This is a genomic window from Bradyrhizobium sp. B120 (assembly GCF_049075665.1).
Classification (GTDB): Bacteria; Pseudomonadota; Alphaproteobacteria; order Rhizobiales; family Xanthobacteraceae; genus Bradyrhizobium.
On record NZ_CP185242.1, the window covers coordinates 8,282,569 to 8,306,959 of the forward strand.

At 64.7% G+C, this 24,391-nt stretch carries 24 protein-coding genes; 7 read left to right on the plus strand and 17 right to left on the minus strand.

The features are described 5' to 3' along the window. Positions 1-97: 97 nt before the first annotated feature. From ACOIX3_RS38420 to ACOIX3_RS38440, 5 genes are all read right to left on the minus strand, one after another. Positions 98-325 (minus strand): SelT/SelW/SelH family protein, encoded by a 228-nt coding sequence (locus tag ACOIX3_RS38420; RefSeq protein ID WP_420967167.1) that lies wholly within the window; start codon positions 323-325, stop codon positions 98-100. Between the two features lie 19 nt (positions 326-344). After that, positions 345-1,256, minus strand: coding sequence for a haloalkane dehalogenase (locus ACOIX3_RS38425; RefSeq protein WP_420967168.1), 912 nt, complete (start codon positions 1,254-1,256; stop codon positions 345-347). Beyond that, positions 1,253-1,843 (minus strand): TetR family transcriptional regulator C-terminal domain-containing protein, encoded by a 591-nt coding sequence (locus tag ACOIX3_RS38430; RefSeq protein ID WP_420967169.1) that lies wholly within the window; start codon positions 1,841-1,843, stop codon positions 1,253-1,255. Before ACOIX3_RS38430 ends, ACOIX3_RS38425 begins: the two co-directional genes overlap by 4 nt. 110 nt (positions 1,844-1,953) lie before the next feature. Beyond that, positions 1,954-2,250: a hypothetical protein gene (locus ACOIX3_RS38435; protein ID WP_420967170.1), complete on the minus strand. Its 297-nt coding sequence runs from the start codon at positions 2,248-2,250 to the stop codon at positions 1,954-1,956. A gap of 2 nt (positions 2,251-2,252) precedes the next feature. Further along, positions 2,253-3,647 (minus strand): OmpA family protein, encoded by a 1,395-nt coding sequence (locus ACOIX3_RS38440; protein ID WP_420967171.1) that lies wholly within the window; start codon positions 3,645-3,647, stop codon positions 2,253-2,255. Between the two features lie 181 nt (positions 3,648-3,828). Between ACOIX3_RS38440 and ACOIX3_RS38445 the strand changes: the two genes are divergently transcribed. Continuing rightward, the gene (locus tag ACOIX3_RS38445) at positions 3,829-4,887 is read left to right on the plus strand and encodes a polysaccharide deacetylase family protein (RefSeq protein WP_420967172.1); all 1,059 of its coding nucleotides are present in this window, start codon (positions 3,829-3,831) and stop codon (positions 4,885-4,887) included. A 171-nt stretch (positions 4,888-5,058) separates the two neighbouring features. Then, complete coding sequence (locus tag ACOIX3_RS38450; protein WP_420967174.1) at positions 5,059-5,859, plus strand: SDR family NAD(P)-dependent oxidoreductase; 801 nt, start codon at positions 5,059-5,061, stop codon at positions 5,857-5,859. A 157-nt stretch (positions 5,860-6,016) separates the two neighbouring features. On the opposite strand, the gene ACOIX3_RS38455 is transcribed toward ACOIX3_RS38450, so the two are convergent. Continuing rightward, on the minus strand, positions 6,017-6,442 hold the full coding sequence (locus ACOIX3_RS38455) for a winged helix-turn-helix transcriptional regulator (RefSeq protein WP_420967176.1): 426 nt from the start codon (positions 6,440-6,442) through the stop codon (positions 6,017-6,019). Positions 6,443-6,558: 116 nt separating this feature from the next. Between ACOIX3_RS38455 and ACOIX3_RS38460 the strand changes: the two genes are divergently transcribed. Further along, on the plus strand, positions 6,559-7,431 hold the full coding sequence (locus ACOIX3_RS38460) for an NmrA family NAD(P)-binding protein (RefSeq protein ID WP_420967177.1): 873 nt from the start codon (positions 6,559-6,561) through the stop codon (positions 7,429-7,431). A 122-nt stretch (positions 7,432-7,553) separates the two neighbouring features. Further along, a complete protein-coding gene (locus ACOIX3_RS38465; protein WP_420967178.1) occupies positions 7,554-7,913 on the plus strand; it encodes a DoxX family protein in 360 nt (119 codons plus the stop codon). A 160-nt stretch (positions 7,914-8,073) separates the two neighbouring features. Here the strand turns inward: ACOIX3_RS38465 and boxB are convergent, their stop codons facing one another. The 4 genes from boxB to ACOIX3_RS38485 all read right to left on the minus strand — a co-directional run bounded on the left by boxB (position 8,074) and on the right by ACOIX3_RS38485 (position 14,042). Next, a complete protein-coding gene (gene boxB / locus ACOIX3_RS38470; protein ID WP_420971897.1) occupies positions 8,074-9,510 on the minus strand; it encodes a benzoyl-CoA 2,3-epoxidase subunit BoxB in 1,437 nt (478 codons plus the stop codon). Positions 9,511-9,668: 158 nt separating this feature from the next. Continuing rightward, complete coding sequence (gene boxC, locus ACOIX3_RS38475; protein ID WP_420967179.1) at positions 9,669-11,357, minus strand: 2,3-epoxybenzoyl-CoA dihydrolase; 1,689 nt, start codon at positions 11,355-11,357, stop codon at positions 9,669-9,671. 165 nt (positions 11,358-11,522) lie between these two features. Continuing rightward, the gene (locus tag ACOIX3_RS38480; RefSeq protein ID WP_420967180.1) at positions 11,523-12,332 is read right to left on the minus strand and encodes an alpha/beta fold hydrolase; all 810 of its coding nucleotides are present in this window, start codon (positions 12,330-12,332) and stop codon (positions 11,523-11,525) included. 171 nt (positions 12,333-12,503) lie between these two features. Next, positions 12,504-14,042 (minus strand): benzoate-CoA ligase family protein, encoded by a 1,539-nt coding sequence (locus ACOIX3_RS38485; protein WP_420967182.1) that lies wholly within the window; start codon positions 14,040-14,042, stop codon positions 12,504-12,506. 168 nt (positions 14,043-14,210) lie between these two features. Between ACOIX3_RS38485 and ACOIX3_RS38490 the strand changes: the two genes are divergently transcribed. Then, complete coding sequence (locus ACOIX3_RS38490; RefSeq protein ID WP_212317125.1) at positions 14,211-15,119, plus strand: helix-turn-helix transcriptional regulator; 909 nt, start codon at positions 14,211-14,213, stop codon at positions 15,117-15,119. 7 nt (positions 15,120-15,126) lie between these two features. On the opposite strand, the gene ACOIX3_RS38495 is transcribed toward ACOIX3_RS38490, so the two are convergent. After that, on the minus strand, positions 15,127-15,483 hold the full coding sequence (locus ACOIX3_RS38495) for a hypothetical protein (protein ID WP_420967183.1): 357 nt from the start codon (positions 15,481-15,483) through the stop codon (positions 15,127-15,129). Positions 15,484-15,564: 81 nt separating this feature from the next. Continuing rightward, positions 15,565-16,350 carry an IclR family transcriptional regulator domain-containing protein gene (locus ACOIX3_RS38500; RefSeq protein ID WP_420967185.1) on the minus strand — a complete coding sequence of 262 codons (786 nt, stop codon included), beginning with the start codon at positions 16,348-16,350 and terminating at the stop codon, positions 15,565-15,567. A 123-nt stretch (positions 16,351-16,473) separates the two neighbouring features. Between ACOIX3_RS38500 and ACOIX3_RS38505 the strand changes: the two genes are divergently transcribed. Together ACOIX3_RS38505 and ACOIX3_RS38510 are read left to right on the plus strand one after the other, a co-directional pair. Beyond that, positions 16,474-17,832 (plus strand): Rieske 2Fe-2S domain-containing protein, encoded by a 1,359-nt coding sequence (locus ACOIX3_RS38505; protein ID WP_420967186.1) that lies wholly within the window; start codon positions 16,474-16,476, stop codon positions 17,830-17,832. A gap of 142 nt (positions 17,833-17,974) precedes the next feature. Next, entirely contained in the window at positions 17,975-19,411 is a 1,437-nt protein-coding gene (locus ACOIX3_RS38510) for a glutamine synthetase family protein (RefSeq protein WP_420967187.1), read from the plus strand. Positions 19,412-19,562: 151 nt separating this feature from the next. Here the strand turns inward: ACOIX3_RS38510 and ACOIX3_RS38515 are convergent, their stop codons facing one another. From ACOIX3_RS38515 to ACOIX3_RS38535, 5 genes are all read right to left on the minus strand, one after another. After that, positions 19,563-20,291 (minus strand): ABC transporter ATP-binding protein, encoded by a 729-nt coding sequence (locus ACOIX3_RS38515; protein WP_420967188.1) that lies wholly within the window; start codon positions 20,289-20,291, stop codon positions 19,563-19,565. Then, the gene (locus ACOIX3_RS38520) at positions 20,284-21,051 is read right to left on the minus strand and encodes an ABC transporter ATP-binding protein (protein WP_420967189.1); all 768 of its coding nucleotides are present in this window, start codon (positions 21,049-21,051) and stop codon (positions 20,284-20,286) included. Before ACOIX3_RS38520 ends, ACOIX3_RS38515 begins: the two co-directional genes overlap by 8 nt. Further along, positions 21,044-21,991, minus strand: coding sequence for a branched-chain amino acid ABC transporter permease (locus ACOIX3_RS38525; protein ID WP_420967190.1), 948 nt, complete (start codon positions 21,989-21,991; stop codon positions 21,044-21,046). The genes ACOIX3_RS38520 and ACOIX3_RS38525 overlap by 8 nt, the downstream gene beginning before the upstream one ends. Further along, a complete protein-coding gene (locus ACOIX3_RS38530) occupies positions 21,988-22,905 on the minus strand; it encodes a branched-chain amino acid ABC transporter permease (protein WP_420967191.1) in 918 nt (305 codons plus the stop codon). The genes ACOIX3_RS38525 and ACOIX3_RS38530 overlap by 4 nt, the downstream gene beginning before the upstream one ends. 286 nt (positions 22,906-23,191) lie before the next feature. Then, positions 23,192-24,364, minus strand: coding sequence for an ABC transporter substrate-binding protein (locus tag ACOIX3_RS38535; RefSeq protein ID WP_050426229.1), 1,173 nt, complete (start codon positions 24,362-24,364; stop codon positions 23,192-23,194). Between the last annotated feature and the right edge of the window lie 27 nt (positions 24,365-24,391).

Consider the following 24,391-nt stretch of genomic DNA (forward strand, 5'->3'; position numbering starts at 1 on the left):
AAACTACGGGAAGCAGGAGCGACGCCGCGGCGCCCGCGCAGTGAAATCGCCGCCGCAATGGTGATGCGACGGCGATGAGGCAAGCCTGCGCAGATTTTTATGCCTGTGCAGCAGCCACCGCGGTGACGATTTCGGCGGCATCCGGGAAATGCCCCTTCACGCGCTTGGCGATCACTTTGCCGTCAAGCTTGATCTCGAAGACGCCGCCCTTGCCGGGCACGAGCTCCGGATCGAGCCCGAGCCGTTCGCGCAGCAGCGCGGCGGCCTCCCTGGCGCGCTTCTCGTAGCCGCAGGGACGGCAATAAATGATCGAGAGGTCGGTCATGGCGTGCTCTCCCATCCACTCATGCTGCGAGATGTTGCGCGTTCACGGCTTCGATGCCGGCGATCCACCCTGCAACCGAGCGCCCGATCGCCTCCGGATGATCCTCCTGCAGATAATGCGCGCCCGTGCCGAGCTGAATGACCGCGCAATGCTGCAGCCTCGCCGCGAAATCCGCGGCGAAGGCGGGCGACACCAAGGCTCCGGGAGATCCCGCGAACAGCAGCTTCGGATAGGTCGATGCCGCGAGCGCTGCGTGCGCCGTGGTGAGCGCCTGGTCGACATCGGCAGGCTCGCCCGCGATCGGCAGCTCGCGCGGCAGCATCAGGGTCGGCTTGCGGCTCTCGCGCGTCGCAAACGGCGCACGGTAAGCGGCCATCTCTTCCTCACTCAGCTCGCGCAGCATCCCGTTCGGAAGAACGCGCTCGATGAAGGCATTGCCTTCCAGAATCATCGCCTCGCCCACACCTTCGGTTCTGAACTTGCGAAAGGTTTCTTCGCGCACGCCGTGATCGGGATCGAAATCGCTCCATGTCGACATCGGCCGGATGAACTCCATGAAGGCGAGCCCGCGCACGAGGTGCGGACGGCGCGCTGCGAGATGGAACGCGAGCGCCGTGCCCCAATCCTGCGCGACGAGATACGCCGAGCTGATGCCGAGCTCGTCGATCAGCGCATCGAGATAGTCCGCATGGTCGAAGAAGCGGTAGGCGATGTCGGGTTTGCCGGACTGGCCGTAGCCGATCAGGTCGGGCGCGATGCAGTGCCCGACCGGCGCCACCAACGGCATGATGTTGCGCCAGATGTAGGATGACGTCGGATTGCCGTGCAGGAACAGCACGTGCGGCGCGTCGCTGCGTCCGGTTTCGCGATAGGCCATCGTGGTCCCGAGCACCGGGCGATGATGCAGACTGATATCGGCAGACATGGTCATTGCAACTCCTTGAACACGGTTTGGAAGGCGATCGTCTTGAAACGCTCGAGCGCGGCCGCGCTGCGCTCGACCTTCATGCGCAGCATCGCGCCCTGCCAGGATGCGAGCAGGAAATCGGCAAGCGCATCGGGATCGAAGTCGGACGCGATCTCGCGTTTGGCCTGGGCCTCAGTGATGCAGGCCGCAAACGGTGCACGCCATTCCCGGAAGATCTCGTCGAGCTGCTCGCGCAGCATCTCGCTCGAGCCCGACGCCTCGAGGCTGAAATCGCCGATCAGGCAGCCGCGGGCGAAGCCGTCATGCGCGAGTTTGCCGGTGATGAGATCGAGATAGCGCCGGAGCCTGTCGCGCGGCGGCAGCGTCGTGTCGCCGAGGGCTTCGGCGACGAGGCCGCGGACATAGAGGAAGTAGCGGTCGAGCACTTCCGACGCGAACAGCTCCTTCGAGCGGAAATGGTTGGTGAACGAGCCCTGCGGCGCGCCGGCAGCCGTGGTGACGTCGCGCACGCTGGTGCCGTGATAGCCGGTCCGGAACATTTCCTTCAGGCCAGCGTCGAGGATGGCATCACGGAGAGAGGGTTTTGGCATGGGCATCATTTAATACGTACGTACGTATTGATGTCAAGCGGCAAAAATGCGCGCAGCTGACGCCGCGCTCGGCGGCGCCGCTCAGTCCTGTTGGGTCAAGGGTTTGGGGGTCAGCTCGCGGGCCTGCTGCGCGAAACCACCCAGTCGCGCAGCCAGGAGCCGATCGCGCAGCCGACGAGATAGAGCGCGAACATGACCAGGAAGAGATCGAGCCAGTAGCCGAAGCGGCCGGGCACGACCCGCGTGAACGACGCCGCGACCAGCGCGGCGGCGAGCAGCGCGAGCCAGCGCATCCACATCTTCGAGACGCCCTGCGCCCGATGCACCACCGCGATCCAGCCCATGCCGAAGCCGAGCAGCGCGGCGCCGAGCAGCCAACCCCAGAAGAATGTCGCAAGCACGGTCATCGCTACTTCACCACGAATTCGATGCGGCGGTTCTGCGCCTTGCCGTCTTCACTCTCGTTGCCGGCGAGCGGCTGCGTGCTGCCATAGCCGATCGGCGTGAAGCGGTTGGCAGGCAGTCCGGCGCGCACGAGGTAATCGACCACGGCCTGCGCGCGGCGTTCCGACAAGGACTGGTTGGCCGCCTCCTCGCCATCGCTGTCGGTATGGCCGGCGACCTCGATCGTCGCATTGGGACAGCGCATCGCGGTCTCGATCAGGCGGTCGAGCAGACCGGCGGAGTCAGGGACGATGTCGGCCTTGCCGGACTCGAAGCGGATCTTGCCCTTGGAGAGGATTTCGGAGAACAGCTGCTGGCACACCGTCGGATCGACCGGTGCCGCTGCCGGCTTCACCGTGACCTCGGCCTTGTACTGCCAGCCCTGCGGAAAATCCTTGCCGAGCCCGTCGCGGATCTGGCCGGCCGCGGCATCATAGAGCGCATCGCCCGACAGCTTCACCTCGCGGTCCGACACCACGAGCGTCCCAGTCGACAGCCGCGACAGCGCGCCGAGCGCAGGCACCACCGCCGCCGCAAACCCTGACGGCGCGCCGAGGCTGGCCTTGAGATTGTCCACGACCTTTTCGCTGAAGAACTTGCGGCCGGCAGCGGCGACCAGCGCGGCATGCACGTTGTTGTCGGGCACGTAGCCGGTCAGCGTCAGCGTCACCGCGACCGGATCCTTGTAAGCCTGGAACACGTAAGGCGGCGCCTTGATGTCGTTGGCGGCGATCGAATAGCCGTCCGGCAGATTCTTCAGCGCCGCCGCGACCGCTTCGCGTCCGCCGAGCTCGCGCGCCATGCCGGCAAGAGCAACCTTGTTGTCGGTCAGCGTGATCTTGCCTTCCTTCAATTTGCCGATCTGGTCGAGCAGCAACAGCGCCGCCGGGTCGAACCGCGACGGCGCGCCACGTGCGAGCGCCATCTGATCCACCACCTCGACACCGCCGAGACTGGCCTTCGCGGCCTCGGTCAGCTTGCTCTTGCTCGACGGCAGCGGCGCATTGCCGCCAAGCGTGACCCGCACCACGTCGCGTTCGGCGGACCACACAAAGGGTTTGGCTTCGGCAATGAGGCGGGTCTCGTCGTTGACCAGCCGCACGCCCGGCACGGCCTCGACCGACGCCACCGCGCTGAGGCGGCCGTCCTCGGAGAAGGCATTGGCGGCAAAGGTCACGTCGCGGCCGTCGACGCTGATGCGGCGCTTGTCGAGCACGGTGTCCTTGAGTGCGGCATTAGAGCGCGCAGCAAGATCCGCCTCGACCGTTCCCGTCGAGGTCCAGGCCGCGATGCCCCACAGGACGACCAGTGGAATCACCCCCGGCCACCACTTGCTACTCCACTTGAAAAGTCCGTGCATTCAGCGTCCTGCGGGTCTGGAACCAGAGAGAAAACAAACCCTTGGCTGACTGTCAAACCCCAAATCAAAGGCCGAATCAAAGACCATGGCGGGGCCGCCATATTGGATCGGGATAACAGTTTCTTCAGTGGTGTTTCGCTAAGTTTCCGGCGGAATGCAAATCGGCCAGCCCGTGCCCCTCATGAAACAACTCCGCAACACCGTGATCCGTGCCGGGATGGAGGCGTTGTATTTCTCGGGTGCGCACATCCTGCTGCGGCCGATCTTTGCCGGCGTCGGCGCCATCTTCATGCTGCATCACGTCCGCCCGCGGCGCGCCGACGCGTTCCAGCCCAACCATCATCTCGAGGTCACGCCGGACTTCCTGCGTGCGATGCTGACGCATCTGCGCGCGCTCGACGTCGATGTCGTCAGCATGGACGAGGCGCATCGCCGCCTCACGGAACGGAATTTCGCGCGGCGCTTCGCCTGCTTCACCTGCGACGACGGCTACCGCGACAACCGCGATTTCGCGCTGCCCGTGATGCGCGAGTTCGGCGCGCCGTTCACGGTGTTTGTGGCGAGCGATTTCGCCGAGGGCTGCGGCAAATTGTGGTGGATCGCGCTGGAGCGGATCATCGCGGCAGCGTCGGCGATCGAGGTGCCGATCGCCGGCGTCATGACGCGGATCGACACCGCGACGCCGCAAGCCAAGCGAGTTGCGTTCGGCCGCATGCACGACTGGCTGCGTTCATTGCCGGGCGAGCAGGAGATGCAGGCCGAGATCTCAGCGCTGTGCGTCCGCCACGGCGTCGACGAGGCCGGCATCGCGCGCGAGCTCTGTATGTCCTGGGACGAGTTGCGCGGCTTTGCCGACGATCCGCTGGTCACCATCGGCGCCCACACCATCACCCATTGCAATCTCGCCAAGCAGAGCGAGACCGTCGCATCGTTCGAGCTCGCCACCAGCCGGGCAAGGATCGAGGAGGCGCTGCAGCGGCAGGTCGCGCATCTCGCCTATCCCTATGGCGACCGGATCGCCGCCGGGCAGCGCGAATTCGCCCTCGCCAAAACGATCGGCTTCCGGACCGCGGTGACGACGCGGCCCGGCATGCTGTTTCCCGAAAGCGCCGACCATCTGACAGCGTTGCAGCGGGTCTCGCTGAACGGCAATTACCAGGACGCACGGCTCCTGCCGGTGCTGACATCCGGCGCCGCCACCGCGGTGTGGAACGGCTTCCGCCGCATCGACGCGGCGTGATACGCGCCTGCCTGTAGCCCGGATGGAGCGAAGCGCAATCCGGGACGGTCTCGCATCGGATAATGCTGCCCCGGATTTCGCTTCGCTCCATCCGGGCTACCGTTCCCTTCCCTCTTCTTGACTCGATCCCCGGCCGCGCCCAGAACCATCGGCAACGCAATGGAGGAGCGCATGTTCAAGGATCTGTTCTCACTGAAGGGCCGCGTCGCACTGGTGACCGGGGGATCGCGCGGCATCGGCAAGATGATCGCAGCCGGTTTCCTCGCGCAGGGTGCCGCCAAGGTCTACATCACCGCGCGCAAGGCAGGTCCCTGCGAGGCCACCGCCCAGGAGCTCACCGCCGCCTATGACGGCGAATGCATCGCGCTGCCGATCGACATCTCGACCGTCGAGGGCTGCGACAAGCTCGCCGCTGAAATCATCAAGCGCGAGCCGAAGCTCGACATCCTGGTCAACAATGCCGGCGCGGCATGGGGCGCGGATTTCGACGAATTCCCGGAGAGCGGCTGGGACAAGGTGATGGACCTCAACGTCAAGTCGATCTTCTTCCTGACCAAGGCGCTGGCCAAGCCGCTACGCGCGGCGGCGACCCATGACAAACCGGGCAAGGTGATCAACATCGCCTCGATCGACGGCATCTTCGTCAACCCGATGGAGACCTATTCCTATGCCGCGAGCAAGGCCGCGGTGATCCATTTGACGCGCCGGATGGCGACGCGCCTAGTCAAGGACAACATCAACGTCACCGCGATCGCACCCGGCGCCTTCAAGTCGGACATGAACCGCGCCGCGCGCGACCACGCCGACGAAGTCGCCAAGCGCGTGCCGGCGAAGCGCGTCGGCAGCGACGAGGACATGGCGGGGACTGCGATCTATCTCGCCTCGCGTGCCGGCGACTATGTGGTGGGCAACACCATCGCGGTCGATGGCGGCGTGGTCTATGCGACCGCAGGGCTGGAGATCGCGGGGTAAGCGACCGCGCCTCTCACGCCCATCAGAGCATCACTGGTCATACAAAGGGCGCCTCGCCAGCAGCGGGGCGCCTTTTTCTACACCTCTTGCCAGCTCCATCTGAAGCACGCCGCGAGACTGACATCATACACGCGGTGATGTGAACTTTCGTTTCACATCACGCACGCGGGACATCACACGGGGCTCCGTCAAAGCGGACGCGCGCAGCATGGATATCCGAATAGCGCCGGTCGGCCCAATCGATCAGGCTCGCCATCGGGTCCAGCAGGGATTGGCCCAGCGGGGAAAGGCGATATTCAACGCTCGGCGGCTTGGTCGGAAAGACATGGCGGGTGATAAGTCCGTCGCGCTCCAGGTCGCGCAGCGTCTGTGTGAGCATGCGCTTCGAGATGTCGCGGATGGCTCGGCGAAGCTCGCCGAAGCGCTGCGGTCGCGTCGCGAGCGTCATGATCATGAGGATGCTCCACTTGTCGCCGATGCAGTCGAGCACGTCGCGCACCGGGCAATGCACGGGTTCCACTGACTGGGCGTCGTCCGATTGATATCGGCTGAAGCGCTCGATCGCGCTCAATGCATCGCTCATGCCGGTCCCCTTTTCCTGTCCTGGTTACAAAAAACTGCCTCCTTACGGGGCAGGCCTGAGGTCTCTATGTGAGACCTACCCTAGAATATAGGCCATTTGGTACCCGGAGAATACGCATGTTTCTAGTCACTGGAATCACAGGAAAAGTCGGCGGCGCGGCGGCCAGGCATCTTCTGGCGCAAGGCAAGAAAGTACGCGCACTGGTTCGCGACCGCGCTAAGGCGGCAAGCTGGACGGACCAGGGCGTGGAACTGGTGGACGGCGACTGGAACGACGCGGCCGCCATCGAGCGGGCGCTCGGGGGCGTCGACGGCGCGTTTGTCATGTTGCCGGCCGTCTGGGCCCCCTCGCCGGACTACAAGGAAGCCAAGGGCGTCATCGCGAACTATGTCGAGGCGCTGACCAAGGCCGCGCCGCCGCGGCTCGTCGGGCTCTCGTCGATGGGGGCGAACAGAACCAGCGGGCTGGGGATGATCACGGCCCTGTCGTTGCTGGAGCAAGGCCTTCGCAACCTGACATCGCCGACCGCCTTTGTGCGCGCCGGCGGCTTTTTCGAAAACTTCCTCTACGGCCTGCACGTCGCCCAGGGCGGCACGCTCCCCGTCTACTACAACCCGACCAACCGGAAATCGACCATGGTCGCGACGAACGACATCGGTGCCGAGGTGGCGACGCTGCTGACGGGCCCGGCGTGGTCAGGGCATCGCGTCATCGAACTTGGTTCGATGATCAGTGCGGATGAAGTCGCAGCGCAACTGGGCGATGTCATGCAGCGCGAAGTCAGGGCCTTCGCTGTCCCGCGGGCCGACTGGCCGGCGGCATTCGAGCAGTTCGGCATCCCGAAGGGCCAAACCGGACCGGCTGAAGCGGTGTTCGACGCCGTCAACGCGGGCTGGATGGACCTCGGCGTAGCGGGCACGGAGCGCGTCGCCGGCACAACGCTTCCCCGCGATGTCTTCGCGGCGGCCCAGAAGGCCGCCACGGCTTAGGTCCGCGGATCAGCGATGAGATGCGACTTTCGGACCTGTTCCGAAATTCGCATCTCCTTCGGAATGAACGCGTCGTGGCCGGCCGTCTCGCCGCGACGCCCTCATCAGAAAGGGATGGACAAATGTCAAAGATTTCCTGGCGCCAAGCCTCGGCCTTGGCGCTTGCAGCTTTCTTCGTCGTGGGATCGCTCAGCAACATCTTCGCCCCTGGGTCGATCTACGAAGAATATCTGCGGTGGGGATACCCGTACTGGTTCCATTTCGTAACCGGATCGCTGGAACTCACGACCGCCGTTCTGCTGGCGCGGGCACGGACGCGGCTATGGGGCGCGGCGCTCGGCTGCACCGTGATGTTGGCAGCGCTCGCGACCGTCACATTCCACGGCGAATACGGGCACGGCGTGGCGCCGCTTGTCGCGGCAGCGCTATCGGCAGTCGTCGGCTGGTTTGCCTGGCCGAAGCGGCTCCCCAGTTCGGCATGACTGTCGCCGCTCGAGGCCAAGGTAATGTCCGCGTGCGCGCGTTCTGGCACTTCATCGCATGAGCCAACGCACGTCTCAAAAAAGAAAAGGGGCAAGCCAGGACCTTCTCGGCTTACCCCTTTTCGGCCCCTCCGGGAGGAGAGGAACTGCGAGCTGATGATCAGCTCTCGATCCTCACATATTCGAAGTCGCCGGGCTTGTTGTCGATGCCGACCTTGGGCGGCGAGATCCAGGAGGCGAACTCGCCGGGCTCGGTCACCGGCTTCATCAGCGAGGCGATGAAGTCGCCGTCTGCGGTCGACGGCAGCCAGTCGTTCTTGCGCTTGGCCCAGGTGGCGTCGTCGATCAGGAGGCCATCGGGCGTCGCATGGATGTCCTTGAACTCGCCGATCTGGCGGTGGAAGGCGGTGTTCGGCACCGCGAGCTTGTAGTCGATGCCGGCGGTGGAGATCACCTTGTTCCAGCGCAGCATGCCCTTGACGCAATCCTGCGTGTAGTCGTCGCGCAGCCGCATGTTGAGCGCGGTCAGCGCCGGCTCGTCGACCATCTTGATCCGGCCGTCCACCATCTTCATGACCGGATAGGTCGAGCTCTTGAGCTGGTGATCGTCCTCGATCGTGGTTTCCTTGTAGCGGCCCTTGATGCCGGCGTTGAAGGCGTTGGCCGCGTTGGTCGACACTTCGGAGCCGAACAGATCGAGCGACAGCGAATAGTGCAGGTTCAGCTTCTTCTGGATGGTCGGAAGATCGATGACGCCGAGCGCGCGGATCCTGGCGATGTCGTTCGGATCGGTGATGCCGGCTTCCGTCATCGCATCGCAGGTGCGCTGCACGACGCGGGTGATGCCGGTCTCGCCGACGAACATGTGGTGGGCTTCCTCGGTCAGCATGAAGCGGCAGGTGCGCGACAGCGGATCGAAGCCCGACTGCGCCAGCGAGTGCAGCTGCATCTTGCCGTCGCGGTCGGTGAAGTAGGTGAACATGAAGAACGACAGCCAGTCCGGCGTCGCCTCGTTGAAGGCCCCTAGCATGCGCGGCGAATCCGCATCGCCCGAGCGGCGGCGCAACAAATCGTCGGCCTCCTCGCGGCCGTCGCGGCCGAAATACTTCTGCAAGAGATAGACCATCGCCCAGAGATGGCGGCCTTCCTCGACATTGACCTGGAACAGATTGCGCATGTCGTAGAGGGACGGCGCGGTCTTGCCGAGATGGCGCTGCTGCTCGACCGAGGCGGGCTCGGTGTCGCCCTGGATCACGATCAGGCGGCGCAGCATCGCGCGATGCTCACCGGGGACTTCCTGCCAGGCCGGCTTGCCGTAGTCTTCACCGAACGGGATGACGCGGTTCTCTTCCTGCGGAGCAAGGAGAATGCCCCAGCGATATTCGGGCATCCGCACGTAGTCGAACTTGGCCCAGCCGCGCGGATCGACCGAGTAGGCGGTGCGCAGGTAGACCAGCGATTCCTGGAAGCCTTCCGGCCCCATGTCGCTCCACCAGTCCATGTAGCCGGGATGCCAGCCCTCCAACGCCTTCAGCACCTGGCGGTCTTCGGCGAGATTCACGTTGTTTGGAATCTTGGTCGAGTAATCGACGTTCATGATGTTCATGGCCGTGCTCCTTGGTGGGTCTCGTGTCCCGGACGCGGTGCAGCGCGAAGCGGTGCGCCGCAGGGCCGGGACCCATTCAGTCGTGGTCCACGTGGGTCCCGGTTCTGCAGCGCGTCACTTGCGTGCCGCGCAGCGCCCGGGACACACAATCAAACGCGCGTCATGTCGAATTGCGCCTTCTGGCCGGTGCCGTAGCGGCGCAGCGCGCCGTCTTCGCCGACCGCATTCGGCCGCTGGAAGATCCAGTTCTGCCACGCCGTCAGGCGCGAGAAGATCTTCGATTCCATGGTCTCGGGACCGACGAAGCGCAGATTGGCTTCCATGCCGGTGAGACCGTCGGGCGAGAACGAGGTGCGCTCCTCGAAGAACACGCGGACCTCGTCGTCCCAGTCGATGTCGTCGAGCGCGAAGGTGACGAGGCCGAGCTCCTCGGCCTCCTCGGCATCGAGCGCCTTGCCGATCGAGCCTTGCGCGCGCTCGATATCCATTGGGTCGGCCTGGAAGCGCGATTGCAGCCGGGTCAGGCCGTGGCTCATCGGATAGGGCCCGAAATTCATCGCGGTCAGCTCGATCGCCGGCGGCGGGCGGTTGTCGCCCTGCTTCTGGCCGATCAGCATGTAGGAGCGGTCGGCGGCGAACACGAGCTCGGCCAGGGTGCCGACGAAGCAGGAGCCGGGCTCGACCAGCGTCACCAGCGTACGCGAAGTGACATCGATGCGCTTGAGCACGCGCTTCCAGTAGTGCCTGACCTCGTTGACCAGCCAGTGCGCCTTGTTGGCCTCCAGGAACGCGTCATGGGACACGACATTGGCGCGGTCGCCGTGGCTCTTGAACACCAGCATCGCGGTCTCGAGCTCGTTGATGCGCAGATGCAGGATCGCATCGTCGAGCTCGCGGGCGACCTGCAGCGGCCAGAACGAAGCGCCCTGTCCTATCATGCCGTCGATGTCGGCGGGCGCGACAACTTCCGGCGCCTTGATCGAGATAGTGGCGATACGCGCCGCGCGATCGATGTCGACGCTGACGAAGCCGTAGCGGATGGCGCTGTCGTCGATGGTGCGCGTCAGCGGCGCCAGCGCGATGCCTTTGCCTGCGCCGTTGCGCTTCGACCTGGCGGCGAATTCCTTGACGCGCTCGGCAAGCTTGCCCTCGAGCTTGGAGTTCGGCGCGATCTCGTCGACCAGCCGCCACTGCACCGCGCGCTTGCCCTTGATGCCTTCCTCGATGGTGCAGAAGAAGTCGGCGTGGTCGCGGCGCACCTTGCGCTTGTCGACCACACGCGTGAGGCCGCCGGTGCCCGGCAGCACCGCGAGCAGCGGCACTTCCGGCAGCGCGACGGCGGCGGCGCCGTCATCGGCCATCATGATGTGATCGGTCGCGAGCGCCAGCTCATAGCCGCCGCCGGCCGCGGTGCCGTTGACGACGGTGATGAAGCTCTGGCCGGAATTCTCGCTGGAGTCTTCAAGTCCGTTGCGGGTCTCGTTGGTGAATTTGCAGAAGTTGACCTTGTGGGCATGCGTCGAGCCCGCCAGCATGCGGATGTTGGCGCCGGCGCAGAACACGCGGTTCTTGCCGGAGCGCATCACCACGACCTTGACCTCGGGATGCTCGAAGCGCAGCCGCTGCACGGCGTCGGCCAGTTCGATGTCGACACCGAGATCGTAGGAATTGAGCTTGAGCTGATAGCCCTCGAACAGGCCGGCGTTCTCGTCGACGTCCATGGTCAGCGTCGCGACGTCGCCTGCCACGTCGAGCTTCCAGTGCCGGTAGCGCGACGGGTTGGTCTGGAAGTCGATGTACTTCGCCCCGCCTGCAAGGACGCGATCGTCACCAGCCATGGGCCACCCTTATCTGTTGTTCGTTTGAAAGTTCGTCGTCGAGGTCTTCATGCACAATAATGCATGTTTTTGGCTTCGTCCAGTTCAAAACTCAAAAACATGCATTTTGTTTCATGTTCGGGAAATTCGCCCGCTCGGCCAATGGCCTGGCACCGGCACCAAAAGTCAGGCCGCCAGTGCCGGGTCGTCGCGCAGCGCTGCCCCGGCGAATTCGGTGACCGCATCCAGCGTGACCGCGGGCGCCTCGCGATGCGGCGAGTGACCGGCGCCGCCGATCGCGACGACATCGACCGGGCAGTAGCACTCATCCTGGGCGATCTCGACCTGACGCATCGTGCCGTATTGATCATCCGCACCCTGCACGATCAGCACCGGCACGCGGACATAGGCGAGATATTCGGAGATATCCCAGTCGCGGAATTTTGGATCGAGCCAGGCGTCATTCCAGCCGCGGAAGGTATTGTCGACATCCTTGTGCCAGCGCGCCAGCTTCTCTTTCAGATTGGTGGTCTCATACGCCGTCTTGATCTCGGCGATCGACTGCACCGAGATGTCCTCGACGATGAAGTGCGGCGCGAGCAGCGCGAGCCCGTGCAGGCGATGATCCTGATGCGCGCCGGCATAGATCGCCGCGATCGACGCGCCGTCGGAATGGCCGACCAGAAGGCCGCGGCGGAAGCCGATCCGATCGAGCAGCTTCGGCAGCACGTCGAGTGCCTCGCGATGCATGTAGTCGACTGGACGCGGCAGCTTCGCCGGCGACGAGGAGCCGTACCCCGCGCGCGAATACGCGAACACGCCGGCGCCCGTCGCCGCCTGCAGCTTGTCGGGAAAGTCGCCCCACAGCCCGACGCTGCCGAGACCTTCGTGCAGCATCACGAGGGTCGGCGCCGTCTCGGGCATTGGGTCGATCATCCGGTATTCGAGATCGGCGCCGTCGATGCTGAGGAAGCCGGAGGGATTCAGATTCTGCATGGCGGGCCTTCCTCACTCGTCGTCCCTGCGAAAGCAGGGACCCATAACCACAGGCTTTAGTTGTTGCGCCAAAGCCGTCGAACAGCATCTCTCAAAACAAAGGCCGCGGCGTATGGGTCCCTGCTCCCGTGCGCAATTGCGCACTAGGCAGGGACGACGCGAGTGGAAACGCTAGTGCGCGCCGTCGTCGTGCCGCAACTTGAACCGCTGTATTTTCCCGGTCGCCGTCTTCGGCAGATTGTCGACCACATCGATCCAGCGCGGATATTTCCACGGGCCGATCTTCTGCTTGACGTGCTCCTTCAGCGCCTCGTGCAAACCATCGGCCGAACTCTCGGGCCGCAGCACCACATAGGCCTTCGGCTTCAAGAGCCCTTCCGGATCGGCCTCCGGCACGACGGCTGCTTCCAGCACCGCGGGATGGGTGATCAGCGCGCTCTCGACCTCGAACGGCGAGACCCAGATGCCGGAGACCTTGAACATGTCGTCGGCGCGGCCGCAGAAGGTGTAACGCCCGTCGGCATCACGTGTGTACTTGTCGCCGGTGCGGGTCCAGGCGCCCTCGAAAGTGGCGCGGCTCTTGGCGCGCTGATTCCAGTAGCTCTCGCCGGCCGAGGGTGCATCAACCAGCAGCTCGCCGACCTCACCGTCGGCGACGTCAGCCCCTGTCTCGTTGACCAGCCGCACCTTGTAGCCGGGCACCGGACGGCCGGACGAGCCGTATTTGATGTCGCCGGGCGCATTCGACAGGAAGATGTGCAACAGCTCGGTCGAGCCGACGCCGTCGAGAATGTCGACGCCGAACCGCGCGCGCCACGCATTGCCGACCGATTCCGGCAACGCCTCGCCGGCCGAGGTGCAGACCCGCAGCCGATTGCCCGCGGCTTGCGTCTTCGTCGCCTCGTCGTTCAGCATCGCCGCGAACAGGGTCGGCACGCCGAAGAAGATGCTGGGATGATATTTGTTCAGTAGCGCGAACATCACCGCCGGCGTCGGACGCTCCGAATTCAGGATCGTCGTTGCGCCGACCGACATCGGGAAGGTCAGCGCATTGCCGAGGCCATAGGCGAAGAACAGCTTTGCCGCCGACAGGCCGACGTCGTCCTCGCGGATGCCGAGCACTTGTTTCGCATAGGTCTCCGCCGTCGCGGCGAGATTGGAATGCAGATGGCGCACGCCCTTCGGCATGCCGGTCGAGCCCGATGAATAGAGCCAGAACGCCGGCTCGTCGGCATGCGTCGGCGCGGTCGCGAACACGTCGCTCTCACGCGCGATCTCGTCGGACAGCTTGTTGTGGCCGTGCGCATCCTTGCCGGAGACCACGACATGCTCGAGGTCGGGCATGCGTGCGATGATGTCCTTCACCACCGGCAGCAGCGCCTCGGACACGAACAGCACGCGCGCGCGGCAATCACTGAGGATGTAGGCGTACTGCTCCGCGGTCAGCAGCGTGTTGAGCGGCACCGGCACCACGCCGGCGCGGATCGCACCGAGGAACACGATCGGGAAATCGACCGTATCGAGCATGATCATGGCGACCCGCTCTTCGCGGCGGACGCCGAGCCGGCGCAGCATGTTGCCGACGCGGCGGGTCTGCTGCTGCAACTGGCCATAGGTGATTTGCGAGACCGTATCGTCGAACGCGACCTTGGCGCCGCGGCCCTCATCGACATTGCGGTCGAGCAGCCAGGAGACTGCGTTGTAGGTCATGGCCCGCTCCTCAGGCACAGGCGCACCGCGCCTGCCCTCTCCCGTCAAGATTTAAGAATTATAATTCATACAAAGCCACCACATTGGCTTGCTGTCAATCCTCGTCGGCATTATGTTTCCTAGACCATTGGACCTGATTCAGTCAGGACCGCGCGTCGCACGGGGATCATGACCGAAGCCAACGATCCGGAAACCGACTTCCTCGAACAGCTCGGGCAGCGGGTGCGCACCATGCGCGCGCTGCGCGGCATGTCGCGCAAGGTGCTCGCCAAGGTCTCCGGCATTTCCGAACGCTACATCGCCCAGCTCGAAAGCGGCAAAGGCAATGTCTCGATCGTGCTGCTGCGCCGTGTCGCAGGCGCGATGGGCGCGCATCTCGAGGACCTGATCCCCTCGAGCGAGCCGATCCCGGATTGGGCCGTGATCCGCGACCTGCTGCGCAAGGCGTCGCCGAACCAGATCGCGCAGGCCAAGGACATGCTCGCCGGCAGCAGCCCGCTGGCGCCGCGCGGCGCCTCGTTCTCCGGCATCGCGCTGATCGGCCTGCGCGGCGCCGGCAAGACCACGCTCGGGCGGATGCTGGCGAAGAAGATCGGCTGGAGCTTCGTGGAGCTCAACAAGGAGATCGAGGCGCAGAACGGCCTGTCGGTTGCCGAGATCATCGCGCTGTACGGCCAGGAAGGCTTCCGCCGCATGGAGCAGGCCGCGCTGACGCAGCTGCTGGCGCGCAAGGAATTGATGGTGCTGGCGACCGGCGGTGGCATCGTCTCCGAGGCGCTGACCTTCGACCTGATCCTGTCGTCGTTCTACACGATCTGGCTGAAGGCCGAGCCGGAAGAGCACATGGCCCGCGTCCGCCGCCAGGGCGATCTGCGGCCGATGGCCGACGATCGCTCGGCGATGGCCGAATTGCGCAACATCCTGGTCAGCCGCGAACCGCTTTACGCCCGCGCATCGGCGGTGGTCGACACTGCCGGGCTATCCGTCGATGCCGCCGCGGCGCGGCTGATCGATTCCGTGCGGCCGGTGCTGCAGAACGAGGCGCGCTCGTTCGGGCTGCGCAGCGTGGCGCTTTGATCTGACGTCACACGACCTGGCAAGCGTGTTCATGAAACACGAGATAGCGGCCCGGGCGGACCACGTCTAACGCGTGGGTGCGCCACCAAGCAGCGGCTTCCGGGCTCGACTGATTCAGCCGCTCGAGCGCTGCGGTGGCTTCCACGGCATACCCGTCGATGATCTCGGCGCGGCCGAACAACACAAGGAGGCATTGCTTCCACCACTGCCGAGGCATGGACAGCACGCCGAGGCCGTAGAACCGACGACGATTCGCATGGCGCTCGACGGGCAGCTCCAGACCGATCCATTTCTCTCGCACCCAATAGGGCGCTTCACCGGGCGGGACGGCGACGATGCGAATGGTGAAGCTCGACTGTTTCACACTGACATTCGCAGCACTGCTGCATACGTTTGTCAACATGACGGATTCAACGTGCGCCGTGCCAATCGAATTGTGCTGAGATCACAACAGCCGGCTCTTCACGTCCTCCGCGCCGTCGCGCAGCAGCGGCAGGAAACGGTCGATCAATTCCTTGGCCGGCACGCGATCGACATGCGCGCCCATGTTGATGGCGGCGACGATGGTGCCGTCGTAGCGGCGCACCGGCACCGAGATCGAGCGGAAATGCGGCTCGGCCTCGCGGTCGACCAGTGAGTAGCCGTGCGCGCGATCGGCGATGATGGTGGCGAGCAACTTCTTCGGATCGGTCGTGGTCTGCGGGGTCACGGGGTCGCGGCGCATCGCCTTCAGCCGCGCCGCCAGTTCTTCATCGCCGAGCCGGCCGAGCATCGCGCGACCCACTGATGTACAGAACGCCGGCAGCCGATAGCCAATATCGAGACCGGCGGAGAACACCCGCGTCGGGCTCGAGCGCGCGACGAACACGACGTCGTCGCCGTCGAGCAGCGCGAGCGAGGCGATCTCCTGCGCCGCGGTCGCGATGCGATCGAGCACCGGCTGCAGCACCGTCACCACCTGGTTGGATTGCAGGAACGAGCCCGCCAGCGTCAGCACATGCGGCGTCAGCGTGAACAGCTTGCCGTCGGTCGAAACGAAGCCGCCATGCGCGAGCGTGAACAGGATGCGGCGCGCGGTGGCGCGGGGCAGATCGGCGGCGCGCGCCAGATCGCTCAAGGTCGCAGGACCCGAGACGGTACCGAACACCTGCAACAGGCGCAGGCCGCGATCGAGCGCCTCGACGAAGTCGGTGGCGCGCTCCTCCTGATCAGTCCGCTTCAGCTTGGGCATGGCGTTCTAGGTTGGGTCAGGCTTTGAACGGTTCAAAAATTGCGCTTGCTGTCCAAACCAGACATGGCATAATTCGCACATTCGTTCAATAGGCGAACAAATCCAAATTCGGGAGACGCCGCCATGATGAGCCAGGAAGCGAACGATCTGATCACCCGCACCGGGCGCAAAGACCCGTGCGGAAAGCTGATGCGGATGTACTGGCAGCCGGCGGCGCTGGTCGATGAACTGGAAGGGCCGCGCCCGGTGCGGCCGGTGCGGCTGCTCGGCGAAAATTTGGTGCTGTTCCGCGGCGAGGACGGCAGCTACGGCCTGATCGACCGCCACTGCGCGCATCGCGGCGCCGACCTCGCCTTCGGCCGGCTCGAGCATGGCGGGCTGCGCTGCGCCTTCCACGGCTGGCTGTTCGACACCAGTGGCCAGTGCATCGAGACGCCGGCTGAACCCGTTGGATCGCAGCTCTGCAAAGGCATCAAGCAGCGCTCCTATCCGGTGGTCGAGAAGAGCGGCATCCTGTGGGCCTATCTCGGCGAAGGCGCCCCGCCGGCGTTTCCGGAGCTCGACTGCTTCGTTGCGCCCAGCAGCCATACGTTCGCGTTCAAGGGCCACATGAACTGCAACTGGCTGCAGGCGCTCGAGGTCGGCATCGATCCGGCGCACGCCTCCTTCCTGCATCGCTTCTTCGAGGACGAGGACACCTCGGCGGCCTACGGCAAGCAGTTCCGCGGCGCCTCCGCCGGCAGCGACATGCCGATGACCAAGATCCTTCGCGAATATGACCGGCCGATCATCAATGTCGAGCACACCGAATACGGCCTGCGCCTGATCGCGCTGCGCGAGCTCGACGAGGAGCGCACCCACGTGCGCGTCACCAATCAATTATTCCCGCACGGCTTCGTGATTCCGATGTCGACCGAGATGACGATCACGCAGTGGCACGTGCCGGTCGATGACGAGAACTGCTACTGGTACGCGATCTTCACCAGCTACGCGGCGCCGGTCGACAAGCAGAAGATGCGCGACCAGCGGCTCGAGCTCTATACGCTGCCCGACTACAAATCGCGCAAGAACCGCAGCAACGATTACGGCTTCGATCCGCACGAGCAGGCGACCGAGACCTATACCGGCATGGGCACCGACATCAACGTCCACGACCAATGGGCGGTGGAATCGATGGGGGCGATTCAGGACCGTACCAACGAGCATCTCGGCCAGAGCGACAAGGCGATCGTGCAATATCGCCGCCTGCTGCGGCAGGAGATCGAGAAGGTGGAGGGCGGGCAGACACCGATGCTGTTCCTCGACGACGCCTCGGCGCGCAGCATCCAGGGTCCCGCCACGATGGACGGCATCGGGCCGACGCTGGGCTGGGAGCTCTACTGGATGGAGGTCGACGTCAAGCGCCGCCGCGGTGCGCCGTGGGCCGCGCCCGTGCCGCGCGAGATCGCCGGCAAGGTGCATCATCTGACGGCGGCGGAATAGCTATGTCCTTCCGTCATTGCGAGCGAAGCGAAGCAATCCATCGCGCCGCTTGTGGAGATGTGGATTGCTTCGTCGCTTCAGCGGAAAATTCTGCGCAATTTTGTCGCGAGCTCCTCGCAATGACGACCAGAGGAGTCGCGCGGTGAGCTTCGTCGAGCGTCACGGCCTGTGGTCGGATGAGCAGAAGGAGGCCGCACAACGCCTCCGCCGCATCGTCGAGGAGAAGAACCTCGAAGTCGTCAGGCTGTCATTCCCGGACCAACACGGCATCCTGCGCGGCAAGACGCTGATCGCCAGCGAAGCGGTGCGCTCGCTGGAGGGCGGCTGCTCCATCACCACGACGATGCTCGCCAAGGACACCTCGCACAAGACGGTGTTTCCGGTGTTCACATCAGGCGGCGGCTTCGGCATGAAGGAGATGGAGGGTGCGGCCGATGTGCTGATGGTCGCCGATCCCACCACGTTCCGCGTGCTGCCCTGGGCGGAGAACACCGGCTGGCTGCTCTGCGACCTCTATTTCAGCGACGGCCGCCCGGTGCCGTTCGCGACCCGCAACCTCTATCGCAAGGTGCTCGATCAGCTCAGCGGCCGCGGCTACGATTTCGTCGCCGGCCTCGAGGTCGAATTCCATCTGTTCAAGCTCGACGACGCCCACATGGCGCCGGAGGACGCCGGCCAACCCGGCCGGCCGCCGTCGGTCAGCCTGCTGTCGCACGGCTACCAGTATCTCACCGAGCAGCGCTACGATCAGATGGAGCCGGCGCTCGAGATCATCCGCCGCGACATCATTGCGCTCGACCTGCCCTTGCGCACGGTCGAGGTGGAGTTCGGCCCGAGCCAATGCGAGTTCACCTTCGCGCCGACCGTGGGGCTCGCGCCGGCCGACATCATGGTGCTGTTTCGTTCGGCGGTGAAGCAGATCGCGCGCCGCCACGGCTATCACGCGACCTTCATGTGCCGGCCGAAGCTGCCGAACGTGTTCGCGAGCGGCTGGCACCTGCATCAATCGCTGGTGTCGCGCGCCGATGGCGAGAATGTCTTCATGGCGAAAGAAGCCGGCGAGCCGCTGAGCGCGCTCGGCCGCGCCTGGCTCGCGGGCCTGATCGAGCATGCACGGGCCTCGACCGTGTTCACGACGCCGACCATCAACGGCTACAAGCGCTACCGCTCCTATTCGCTGGCGCCCGATCGCGCGATCTGGGGCCGCGACAACCGCGGCGTCATGATCCGCGTGCTCGGCGGCCCGAATGATCCGGCAACGCGGCTGGAGAACCGGATCGGCGAGCCGGCCGCCAATCCCTATCTCTATATGGCAAGCCAGATCCTCTCCGGCCTCGACGGCGTCGACCGCAAGCTCGATCCCGGCCCGTCCGCCGACACGCCCTACGAGACCAAGGCCGCGCTCCTGCCGAAGTCGCTGCGCGAAGCCGTGTTCGCGCTTCAAGACGATCCGTTCTTCCGTCAGGCGCTGGGGCCCGAGTTCGTCGACTATTACGTCTTCATCAAGAACGCGGAGATCGAGCGTTTCCAGGCCGAAGTGTCGGACTGGGAGCAGCGCGAATATTTCGAGATGTTTTAACCTCACCGCGGCACAACCACCTGCCCCGTCATCCTGAGGAGCGCGAAGCGCGTCTCGAAGGATGCACGGCCCGGCTGGTGGCCGTCGACCCTTCGAGACGCGCTACGCGCTCCTCAGGGTGACGGGTTGAAATTGGCGAGTAGCCGAGCTCTCAAATCCCCAGATACTTGTGCTGCAGCTCCGGCTCCGCGATCAGCTGCTCGCTCGTCCCGCTCCACACCGTCTTGCCGCGCTCGATGATGTAGTGGCGGTCGGCGATGCGGGTGAGGTTGCCGACGTTCTTGTCGATCACGAGCACCGACTGCCCGCGTCCCTTCAGCATCGACAGGCAGCTCCAGATCTCGTCGCGGATCAAGGGCGCAAGGCCTTCGGTGGCCTCGTCGAGGATCAGGAGCTTCGGGTTGGTCATCAGCGCGCGGCCGATCGCCAGCATCTGCTGCTCGCCGCCGGACAGCGTGACGCCCATATTGCTGGTGCGCTCGGCGAGCCGCGGGAACAGCGCATGGATTTTTTCCAACGTCCACGGATCGGAGGCATTCAACCGATTTCCCGATGCCGCGACGAGATTTTCACGCACGGTCAGGTTCGGGAATATCTGACGCCCCTCGGGCACGAGGCCGATGCCGAGCTTGGCGATCCTGTACGACGGCAGGCCGCGCACCGCCTCGCCGGCGAAGCGGATCGCGCCTGATCGCGCCGGCGTCAGGCCCATGATCGAGCGGATGGTCGTGGTCTTGCCCATGCCGTTGCGGCCCATCAGCGCGACCATCTCGCCGGCCTTGATCTGCAACGACAGGCCGTACAGCACCTGGCTCAACCCGTAGCAGGTCTCGATCCCATCGACTTCGAGCAGGGTTTCAGCCGTTTTAATATCAGCCATGGCGCGTCACCGCATGCTGATCGCCGAGATAGGCGCGCTTGACCTCTTCGTCCTTGCGGATCGCATCCGGCACACCGCAGGCGATGACGCGGCCATAGACCAAGACCGTGATGCGGTCGGCCAGCGCGAACACCGCCTCCATGTCGTGCTCGACCAGCACGATGGTCACTTCCTTGCGCAGCTCCTTCAGCAGCGCGACCATCCGCGCGGATTCGGTGACGCCGAGCCCGGCCATCGGCTCGTCGAGCAGCAGAAGCTGCGGCTTGGTGGCGAGCGCGACCGCGAGCTCGAGCTCGCGCTGCTCGCCATGGCTCAGTTGCGAGACCACGATATCGGCGCGCTGGCCGAGGCCGACGCGCTCCAGCGCCGCGCGCGCGGTCTCGCGCAGATGCCGCTCCTTGCGCGCATTGCCCCAGAAGCGGAACGAGTGGCCGTCATGCGCTTGCGCCGCGAGCGCGACATTGTCGATCGCGGAGAAATCCTTCAGCAGCGAGGTGATCTGGAACGAGCGCGCCAGCCCAAGCCGGCTGCGCTTGTAGGACGGCAGGTGCGTGACATCGCGGCCTGCGAAGTAGATGGTGCCGGAATTCGGCATCACCTGCCCGGTGAGTTGGCTGATCAGCGTTGTCTTGCCGGCGCCGTTGGGGCCGATGATGGCGTGCAGTTCGCCCGGGATGACCTCCATCGAGAGGTTGTCGGTCGCGGTAATGCCGCCATAGCGGCGCACCAGATTGTCGACGCGGAGCAAGGATTCAGCCACGGCTCATCCTCCCGAGCAGGCCCATGATGCCGCCGCGCGCGAACAGCACGATCAACAGCAGCACCGGGCCCAGAATCAGTCCCGAATATTCGGTGAACTGCGACAGCAGTTCCTCGAGCAGGAGATAGACGATCGCGCCGACGACAGGGCCGAACAGCGAACCCATGCCACCGAGGATCACCATCACCATCAGGTCGCCGGAGCGGGTCCAGTACATCACGGCGGGGCTGACGAAGTCGGTGTTGTTGGCAAGCAGCGCACCGGCGAGGCCGCAGATCGTGCCTGCGATGACGAAACAGACCAGGCGATAGCGGTTGGCATGGAAGCCGATCGCCTGCATGCGCTGCTCGTTGGAGCGGACGCCCTGCACCACAAGGCCGAAGCGCGAATTGACGATGCGCCAGATCAGATAGAGGCCGCCGAACAGGCAGGCGAGGCAGAGGTAGTAGAACTGGTTGCGGTCCGACAGGTTGATCAGGCCGGCGAAATCGCTGCGCTTGTAGACGGTGAGCCCGTCGTCGCCGCCGTAGCGCGACAATGCGGAGGCGACGTAATAGGCCATCTGCGCAAAGGCCAGCGTGATCATGATGAAATAGACGCCGCGGGTGCGTAGACTGAGAGCGCCGATCAACAGCGCGAACAGCGCCGAAACCGCGAGCGCCACCGGCCACTGGATGAAGCCGGAACCGATGCCCTCGGCGGCGAGGATGCCGACGGCATAGCCGCCGATGCCGAGATAGGCGGCATGGCCGAAGCTCATCATGCCGCCATAGCCCATGATCAGATTGAGGCTCGCGGCCGCCAGCGCATAGATCGCGATGCGGGTGAACAGCGTCAGGATGAAGATGTTGCCTGTGACGGCCGAATAGACCGGCAGCAGGACCAGCGCGGCGCACAGCAGCGCCGCGACCGTATTGGAGGCGTTGAGCTTGGGCATCATCGTTTGGCCGCCGGGAACAGCCCTTCGGGGCGCAGCACGAGGATGATCGCCATCAGGAGATAGATCAGCATCGAGGACAGCGCCGGCGCCGCGGTCGAGGCCGCTGCTCCGCTCAGCACCTTGCGCAGCAGGTCGGGCAGGAAGGCGCGGCCCATCGTGTCGATGATGCCGACGAAGACCGCCGCCATGAAGGCGCCGCGGATCGAACCGATGCCGCCGATCACGATGATGACGAAGGCCAGGATCAGGATGTTCTCGCCCATGCCGATCTGCACGGTAAGAATCGGCGCCTGCATCAGCCCGGCGAGACCGGCGAGCGCGGCCCCCAGGCCGAATACCAGCGTGAACAGCAGCTTGATGTTGATGCCGAGCGCCCCGATCATCTCGCGGTTGGAGGCGCCGGCGCGGATCAGCATGCCGATGCGGGTGCGCATCACGACGAGATAGAGCATCGCGGCGACCGCCAGCGCGACCACGATGATCATCAGCCGGTAGGCCGGATAGTACACCCCGGGAATGATCTGCACCGGCACGGTGAGCCAGGCCGGCAGCGGCAGCGCGAGGCCGGCCGGGCCCCAGATCAGCCGGACGGCGTCGTTGAAGAACAGGATCAGACCGAACGTCGCCAGCACCTGGTCGAGATGGTCGCGGCCATAGAGATGCCGGAGCGCGACATATTCCAGCACGATGCCGAGCAAGAGCGTCGCCCCCAGCGCCATCAGCGCGCCGAGCACAAAACTGCCGGTCCAGGCCACGAAGGTCGCCGCGAAATAGGCGCCCATCATGTAGAGCGAGCCGTGCGCCAGATTGACGAAATCCATAATGCCGAACACCAGCGTCAGCCCGGCCGCTAGCAGAAACAGCAGCAGGCCGAATTGCAGGCCGTTCAGCAGTTGTTCGACGACGAGATACATCGTGAGGCTACATCATCCCTAAAAAAACAGCGGCAGTGCATGCCCACCGCCGCATTGCTCGCTGCGTGTTCTTCCTCGCCCCGCTTTTGCGGGGAGAGGGTTGGGGTGAGGGGTCGCTCCACAAACCAGATTCGCGGAAGGAGCCCCTCACCCAATCGCTTCGCGCATAGCCGAAGCTGCGCTTCGGCGTCCTTCTTCAAGAACGGCCGCCGGAGGCGGCCTATGCTCTCCCCGCAAGAGCGGGGCGAGGTGAACAAAGCAAGCCACGGGCCAGAATGCCCAAGAGTTACTTCATCGAACACTTGTCGTGAAACTTGTCCTGGTCGTCCTTGACGATGGTCGCGACCGTCTTCAGCGAGAGCTGGCCGTCAGCGTCCTTGACCACGTCCTGCAGATAGAAGTTCTGGATCGGGATGTGGTTGTTGCCATACTTGAACGGACCGCGCAGCGACTTGAAGTTGGCCTTCTCCATCTCCGCCTTCATCGCGTCCTTCTTGGTGAGGTCGCCCTTCACCGCGACGACGGCGCTGTTGATCAGCTGGGCGGCGTCATAGGCCTGGGCGCCGTAATAGGTCGGACGCAAGCCGGGATACTTCTTGCGATAGTCCTCGACGAACTTCTTGTTCTCGGCGTTCGGCAGGTCGTTGACCCATTCCTGCGCGCCGGGAATGCCGATCGCGTTGTCCTTCTGCAGCGGCAGCGACAATTCGTCGACGGTGAAGGCGGTATAGAGCGGGATCTGCGCCTTGATGCCGGCCTGGGCGTACTGGTTCAGGAACTGGACGCCGGCGGCGCCCGGATAAAACACGAAGATCGACTCGGCCTTGGAATTGCGCGCCTTGGTGAGCTCGGCGGAGAAGTCGAGCTGGCTCGGCCACACCGTGTATTCCTCGCCGACCACCTCGCCCTTGAAGGTGCTCTTCACGCCCGCGAGCATGTCCTTGCCGGCGGCGTAGTTCGGGCCGATCAGGAATACCGACTTGACGCCCTTCTGGTTCATGTAGAGGCCCATTGCGGCGGGCGTCTGGTCGTTCTGCCAGGAGGTCGAGAACACGTAAGGCGAGCACAATTCGCCGGCGAGCTGCGACGGACCGGCATTGGCCGAGATCAGGAAGGTTTTCGAATCGACCGCGGTCTTCAGCGACGCCAGCAGCACGTTCGACCAGATGTAGCCGACGATGAAGTCGACCTTGTCGGACTGCACCAGCTTCTCGGTCTTCTGCTTGCCGACGTCGGGCTTCTGCTGGTCGTCCTCGTAGATCACCTCGACCGGCTTGCCGTCGATCTTGCGGCCAAGATGGTCGAGCGCGAGCTCGAACGAATTGCGCATGTCGTTACCGATCACGGCGGTCGGACCGCTGAAGGTCGAGACAAAGCCGATCTTGACGCTGTCAGCCGCCGTCGCGGGCTGCGCGAGCGCCAGAGCCATGGCGCCTGCCAGCCAGAATGCCTTTTTCATATTCACTCCCCTCCTCAACCAAAGATC

Coding starts and splice junctions, on each gene's coding strand:
- ACOIX3_RS38420 (WP_420967167.1), bottom strand. CDS start 325: ATGACCGACCTCTCGATCATTTATTGCCGTCCCTGCGGCTACGAGAAG.
- ACOIX3_RS38425 (WP_420967168.1), bottom strand. CDS start 1,256: ATGACCATGTCTGCCGATATCAGTCTGCATCATCGCCCGGTGCTCGGG.
- ACOIX3_RS38430 (WP_420967169.1), bottom strand. CDS start 1,843: ATGCCAAAACCCTCTCTCCGTGATGCCATCCTCGACGCTGGCCTGAAG.
- ACOIX3_RS38435 (WP_420967170.1), bottom strand. CDS start 2,250: ATGACCGTGCTTGCGACATTCTTCTGGGGTTGGCTGCTCGGCGCCGCG.
- ACOIX3_RS38440 (WP_420967171.1), bottom strand. CDS start 3,647: ATGCACGGACTTTTCAAGTGGAGTAGCAAGTGGTGGCCGGGGGTGATT.
- ACOIX3_RS38445 (WP_420967172.1), top strand. CDS start 3,829: ATGAAACAACTCCGCAACACCGTGATCCGTGCCGGGATGGAGGCGTTG.
- ACOIX3_RS38450 (WP_420967174.1), top strand. CDS start 5,059: ATGTTCAAGGATCTGTTCTCACTGAAGGGCCGCGTCGCACTGGTGACC.
- ACOIX3_RS38455 (WP_420967176.1), bottom strand. CDS start 6,442: ATGAGCGATGCATTGAGCGCGATCGAGCGCTTCAGCCGATATCAATCG.
- ACOIX3_RS38460 (WP_420967177.1), top strand. CDS start 6,559: ATGTTTCTAGTCACTGGAATCACAGGAAAAGTCGGCGGCGCGGCGGCC.
- ACOIX3_RS38465 (WP_420967178.1), top strand. CDS start 7,554: ATGTCAAAGATTTCCTGGCGCCAAGCCTCGGCCTTGGCGCTTGCAGCT.
- boxB (WP_420971897.1), bottom strand. CDS start 9,510: ATGAACGTCGATTACTCGACCAAGATTCCAAACAACGTGAATCTCGCC.
- boxC (WP_420967179.1), bottom strand. CDS start 11,357: ATGGCTGGTGACGATCGCGTCCTTGCAGGCGGGGCGAAGTACATCGAC.
- ACOIX3_RS38480 (WP_420967180.1), bottom strand. CDS start 12,332: ATGCAGAATCTGAATCCCTCCGGCTTCCTCAGCATCGACGGCGCCGAT.
- ACOIX3_RS38485 (WP_420967182.1), bottom strand. CDS start 14,042: ATGACCTACAACGCAGTCTCCTGGCTGCTCGACCGCAATGTCGATGAG.
- ACOIX3_RS38490 (WP_212317125.1), top strand. CDS start 14,211: ATGACCGAAGCCAACGATCCGGAAACCGACTTCCTCGAACAGCTCGGG.
- ACOIX3_RS38500 (WP_420967185.1), bottom strand. CDS start 16,350: ATGCCCAAGCTGAAGCGGACTGATCAGGAGGAGCGCGCCACCGACTTC.
- ACOIX3_RS38505 (WP_420967186.1), top strand. CDS start 16,474: ATGATGAGCCAGGAAGCGAACGATCTGATCACCCGCACCGGGCGCAAA.
- ACOIX3_RS38515 (WP_420967188.1), bottom strand. CDS start 20,291: ATGGCTGATATTAAAACGGCTGAAACCCTGCTCGAAGTCGATGGGATC.
- ACOIX3_RS38525 (WP_420967190.1), bottom strand. CDS start 21,991: ATGATGCCCAAGCTCAACGCCTCCAATACGGTCGCGGCGCTGCTGTGC.
- ACOIX3_RS38530 (WP_420967191.1), bottom strand. CDS start 22,905: ATGTATCTCGTCGTCGAACAACTGCTGAACGGCCTGCAATTCGGCCTG.
- ACOIX3_RS38535 (WP_050426229.1), bottom strand. CDS start 24,364: ATGAAAAAGGCATTCTGGCTGGCAGGCGCCATGGCTCTGGCGCTCGCG.